Annotated in this window: 3 protein-coding genes and 1 other annotated feature; of the genes, 2 read left to right on the top strand and 1 reads right to left on the bottom strand. The window is 49.6% G+C overall.

Annotated features, from left to right (window positions below; translation table 11 throughout):
* The first annotated feature begins 278 nt into the window (after positions 1 to 278).
* Positions 279 to 2,414 (top strand): TonB-dependent receptor, encoded by a 2,136-nt coding sequence (locus QZR21_RS07645; protein ID WP_296098632.1) that lies wholly within the window; start codon positions 279 to 281, stop codon positions 2,412 to 2,414.
* A gap of 161 nt (positions 2,415 to 2,575) precedes the next feature.
* Here the strand turns inward: QZR21_RS07645 and QZR21_RS07640 are convergent, their stop codons facing one another.
* A complete protein-coding gene (locus QZR21_RS07640) occupies positions 2,576 to 3,559 on the bottom strand; it encodes a diacylglycerol kinase family protein (protein WP_296098630.1) in 984 nt (327 codons plus the stop codon).
* Positions 3,560 to 3,930: 371 nt separating this feature from the next.
* Positions 3,931 to 4,132, top strand: a binding site (T-box leader).
* A 194-nt stretch (positions 4,133 to 4,326) separates the two neighbouring features.
* Between QZR21_RS07640 and QZR21_RS07635 the strand changes: the two genes are divergently transcribed.
* Entirely contained in the window at positions 4,327 to 5,490 is a 1,164-nt protein-coding gene (locus QZR21_RS07635) for an ABC transporter substrate-binding protein (RefSeq protein ID WP_296098629.1), read from the top strand.
* Positions 5,491 to 5,719 lie beyond the last annotated feature (229 nt).

Raw genomic sequence — 5,719 nt, 5'->3', positions numbered from 1 at the left:
TGTTGGGGGCGCCGCAGGCTGTAGAGCTTTCCTGGAAGCTAGGAGCTAGCAGCTAACAGCCCCGCGCGAGTGACTCTACCCGTCAACACCGAATACCAACGGCTCAAAAACTGAAATTGGCAGTTTCTCACCTGCTCATTAATTATCTTTTCACTTTTGGCGGGGAGCGTATAATAGGATATAGAGATACAATTAGCATATTTCTTTGATGTATTAACAAATCATGTAAAATATGCTATCGTTATATTTGCATTATAAATATTCAGGGGGTAATTTGGATGAGATTATCAGGAAAGAAAATCGCTGCTCTCATGGCTATCCTTGCCATGGGCGGCGCAGGTATGGCTTCTGCTGAATCTTCAACGCCGGTGTATGCACTGAAGGGTATCACGGTTACCGCGAACCGGCAGGCAGAACGGCTGCAGGATGTACCGGCTAACGTACAGGTGGTAACGGAAAAGGAAATTCAGAGCCGCAATATCCAGAATACGGCACAGGCCGTGTCCATGGTCACCGGCGTTTCTGCATCCCAGTCCGCAGAAGGTACAGTCAACCTTCGGGGATATAATTCTAAGAATATCCTGGTCCTTGTGGATGGCCAGCAGGTCAACAATGCCTGGGACGGAGATGTGGACTGGAATATGATTCCTGTCAATAATATCCGGAAAATCGAAGTCGTTTCCGGCGGCCAGTCTGCCCTTTATGGCGGCCGCGCCGTGGGTGGCGTCATTAATATTATGACGAAGACCCAGAAACAGGATGGACTCCATGGATCCGCCTATGTTACCTATGGCAGCCACGCTACGGTGAACCAGGGATACAATGTGGGATTCAAGAAGGATAAGGTCTCTGTAGGTGCTTTCTATGACAGCCATATCACCAACGGCTGGAATGATTACTATAACAGTGCCTCTTCTGCTGCGACAAAATATTCCTTTACAACCGATAAGACCGATGCAAAAGGAAACCGGATCATGGGTGACCGGGGTAAGAAATATGTCATGTCTGAAAGCTATGGGTTCAATGTGGGTTATGAGTTCAATGAAGACCAGAAACTGACCTATAAATTCACCCGGTCCAACTATGACTGGAGATACAATGATCCCACCTCCTACGTCCGTGACCGCAGGGGAAATGTACTTCTTCCGGCTGTAGATTTTACGGACAATATGATGGCCAGCTCCTACGGCACCAAAGGATGGAGAGCCTATAATACCCATTCCCTGACGTACAACGACCAGAAGAATAAGATCCATGCCCATCTGGGTATGGTGGATTATCTCAAGGACGGATATACCCAGCCCGCAGCCAGGGGACTAGACCGTAATCTTGACGGTACAGGGAAAAAAGCCTCCTATCCCTCTAAGACATGGAACTTTGATATCAATAAACGGTGGAACTGGGGAGCCCATACGGTCCTTCTTGGCGGCGCCTATACACAGGATAAATTCTCCGAAACCATTGAGAATACCATCTATAACTGGAAATCCTGGAACAGTGCCTCTAAGGGTGTAGACCAGTGGCTTGGTGGGAAAGACAAGAGCTATGCCCTGTACCTGCAGGATAAATGGGCTATTTCCAATAAGTGGACAGCCTATATCGGTGGCCGGTATGACCATTATAAGAAGTATGACGGATACAATCAGTATAAAGGGCAGGATGAGAAGGATTTCAGCTCCGCATCCTACAATAAATTCTCTCCGAAGTTATCTCTGGATTATGCTTTCAATCCTGATACCAATGTGTATGTTTCCTACGGGAAGTCCTTCAATCCGCCGCTCCTGTACCAGGTATACCGGTATTCCAACAGGGGAAGCGTGTATATCCCGAACCCGGCCCTGAAACCGGAAACCACGGATACCTGGGAATTGGGTCTGAAAAAGAAAATTCACAATAAGACCGATATCCATGCAGATGTTTTCTATGCCAAAACCGATGATTACATCGGAAGCGCCGTAAAGACTTCTGCCGGCTATCAGTATCAGAACCGGGGCGAAGAGAAGACCCATGGCTTTGAAATTTCCCTGAACCAGCGCCACAGTGATGTATGGAATTCCTATATCAACTACACCTGGCAGGTGGGCAAGATCGAAGATGCCAAGAATTACGATATTCCCCATCACCTGCTCCATCTGGGAACAACCTATAACAAAGCTCCCTGGACGATTAACCTGGACGGCATGTTTATTTCCGACAGGACGCCGGCAGGACAGGAAAGCGGCCACTTCAGGGCAAGGGATGCTTATTTCCTCATGAATCTGTCCACGAACTACCAGTTCAATAAGAACTTTGGCCTCCAGTTCGGCATTAACAATATGTTTGACCGTCATTACTATGATGAAGATCTTAACAACAGCCATTACTACATCGGCGATGGCAGGACTTACTTCCTGACTGCCCGGTATTCCTTCTGATTCCGTAAAAGGGCAAACCAAAAGACTCGGAGAAATGATTTCTCCGAGTCTTTTTTCATGTCTGTATTATTTTTACCTGTCTTTAATTTAAGGAGGATTATGACGCAGTATTGCATGAAAATACATGTATAATCGGACTCTGCGAATTAATCAGCGCTTCCTTAAATCTTTGTCCCTTCTTCCCAGGGAAGGTGGAGATGGGGAGCTTTCAGGAAACGGGGAAGGATACCCTGGTCTTCCTTCGGATGGGCCGGTACAAAAACCGGAAGCCGGGAGGGAAGGATTTCCAGGTCCAGAGGGAATGTGGGTCCCAGGTCGCCATCCACGTTTGTCACGAGAGGTTCATTTTCCCGGATGGAAAGGTGGGCCTTCTTGAAGCTTACTACGGTGAGGAAGTCCGGCCCCATCTGCATGCCCGCCAGGAGCTTCGGCGCCGATTTCAGTGCCAGGAGCCATTCGAAGTCATGGAACAGGCAGAGCTTGATGACCCCCTTATTCCGCTCTTCCGGCGGAATGAGGTTGTGGAAACTTCCGGCGGAGTCCGTGAGCATGGCAGCAATGAGGGGAGAGGACACTTCGATGACGGTACCGTTATCTTCTTCAATACGGAAATGATAGGATTTCTGCTTCGATACCACCTGCATGCCCTTCATATAGTAGGCCAGGGAACCAAAGAGGGTTTTCTCTTTGATGGTTACCTTTCCCACGGCTTCAGAAATGCTGCCGGCTCCTACTACGTTGATGAAGTACCGGTCATTTACCTTGCCCACATCGATATTGGTTTTCACCGCGGTCTCCAGCATACGGATGGCTCCCTGGGGGGACCGGGGAATGTGAAGGGCCCGGGCCAGGTCATTCACCGTGCCGAAGGGGACGAAGCCGAAGGTGGATTCACTATCTACAGGGACCATGCCGTTGATGACTTCATTGATGGTACCATCACCGCCCATGCAGATCACGTCCCGCCCCTGTTCCGCGGCTTCCCTGGCGAAGTTCGTGGCGTCCAGGGGCTTTTCTGTCAGCCGGATGATGATATCGTCAAACCGTTTCGAAAGCACGGAGTGCAGCAGGGGTATATACCGCGGCGCCCGTTCATGGCCGGACGTAGGGTTTACTATGACTGTACAATGTCCTTCGGGTTTCATTCTTCTCACACTCCGTAACTTTACATTTCGATTACATTATGTTTATTATACCAAACGGGAAGAGGTTTGGGGAGCTATGGAGGTGTCGGATTTGCATACTGATGGATAGAGTCATTCGCACGGGGGCTTCTAGCTGTTAGCTTTCAGGAAAGCTGATCGGCCTGCGGTGCTATCCATCCGATATTTCCGTCAGTCATTCGTGTCGTAGGCTGTTGAGTCTTCCTGGCTGCCAGAAGCTGATAGCTAAAAGCCCCCGTGTGAATGACCCTATCCATCAGCACGGCAATCCGGAATCTCAAATCTTAATTCTGTTTTTTCCCCCTTGACAAACGGAGAAAGCGGAATTATACTCTATGCATAACCGAAAACAAAGAGATGCAAGGATCGGGAAAAAGATAGTTTCCTTTATTTTCAGAGAGCCGATGGTTGGTGGAAATCGGTAAAAAGGTCAGTATCAACTCTCACCCGTGAGTATTCCAGCCGAACCAAGTAAGTTGGAACGTCCATTCACGTTACGAACAGGAACACCAAAGTATAATGTAGGGTGGTACCGCGAAAACATTCGCCCCTATCTTCAGAAAGTCTGAAGAGCAGGAGCTTTTTTATTTGGTACGAACCATTATATCCGGCGTTCCACTGAGTGATAAACCAGGGTGGTACCGCGTATATGCGCCCCTCGCTGCAGGATGACTGCAGCGGGGGGCTTTTTGGTTGGCAGATTACAGATTATTTTTGGGAAAATTATCAGTCACAGGGAGGAAATCATTATGAAAACTTGGATGAAAGCAATGGCAGCAGCAATGGCAGCAGCAACAGTATGTGGGGTATTTGCAGGATGCGGCGGAGAAAAGAAAGCGGCATCTTCCGCTTCCGCAGCCGCTGCAGGACAGACCGTAAAATTCGGCTTCGTTACCGCCTACACCAGCCCAGGCGCCGCTTATGGCCAGGCAGAAAAAGAAGGGGCTGAACTGGCGGTAGAAGAAATCAATAAAGACCCGAAGACAAAGATGAAAATTGACCTCGTCACCTACGACAGCAAACTGAGCAAGTCCGAAGCCATTAACGCATTCAAGCGCCTCATCGAACAGGATAAGGTACTGGCCATCCAGGGACCTATGACCTCCGGTGAAATGTTCGCCGCCGGCCCCATTGCCCAGCAGGCAAAGATTGTAGCCTTCGGCACCAGCACCACGGCACCGAAGATTACGGACATCGGCGATTATATTTTCAGAAACGCCATCCCCGGCAAGCTGGCCATTCCGGCAACCGTAAAGAAGGCCCATGATAAACTGGGATTTACAAAGGTAGCCATCATGTATTCCAACAACAATGACCAGATGGTTGGTGAAAACTCCATTTACCAGGAAACCTTCAAGAACATGGGCATCGATGTGGTAGCCACCGAAACCTTCGCCGACAAGGATACGGACTTCTCCGCACAGCTGACAAAGATCCAGGCCGCTAACCCCGATGTGATCTGCATCGCCGGTTTCTACCAGGAAGGCGCCCTCATCGCCAAGAAGGCAAGGGAAATGGGTATGAACCAGCCCATCATCGGCAACAACGGCTTCAACAGCCCCCAGTACATCAAACAGGCCGGTGATGCAGCGAACGGCACCATGGTAGCTACGCCGTGGAACCCGGACCGGAAGAGCGAAAAAGCCCAGAACTTCCGGAAAGCCTTCGTTGCCAAGTATGGCCACGAACCGGACCAGTTCGCAGCCCAGACCTACGATGCTTTCTATATTATGCATGAGGCTGCCGAAAAATCCGGCAGCACCACGGACCGCAAGAAATTCCGTGACGCTCTGGCCCAGATCAAGAACTTCGAAGGGGCTACCGGTAAGTTTGAATTTGATGAAAACAGGGATCCGAAGATGGATCTGGATGTTCTCCAGGTACAGGATGGAAAATGGGTTCCTTTCGCTTAATCGATAACAGCAGGATAGCAGGAAAGGGCAGTATGGAAGGATAGGACATACAGGAAGTACAGGAGCATGGAAGGATAGAAAAAGAAGAATGGCAGGAAAAGGGCGGAGACCAATCTCCGCCCTTTGCAATGGAAATGAGACCAGGGCTGAGAAAGCGCGATATTTCAGTGAGCTGTTGGTATTCGGTGTTGACGGGTAGAGTCACTCGCACGGGGCTGTTAGCTTCTAG

It is taken from the genome of uncultured Dialister sp., assembly GCF_900541605.1.
GTDB lineage: Bacteria > Bacillota > Negativicutes > Veillonellales > Dialisteraceae > Dialister.
This window is presented reverse-complemented; position numbering and strand designations above follow the sequence as displayed.

What these genes read in the sequence shown, in the direction of transcription:
- QZR21_RS07635 (WP_296098629.1), top strand. Translation starts at nt 4,327, where the DNA reads ATGAAAACTTGGATGAAAGCAATGGCAGCAGCAATGGCAGCAGCAACA.
- QZR21_RS07645 (WP_296098632.1), top strand. Translation starts at nt 279, where the DNA reads ATGAGATTATCAGGAAAGAAAATCGCTGCTCTCATGGCTATCCTTGCC.
- QZR21_RS07640 (WP_296098630.1), bottom strand. Translation starts at nt 3,559, where the DNA reads ATGAAACCCGAAGGACATTGTACAGTCATAGTAAACCCTACGTCCGGC.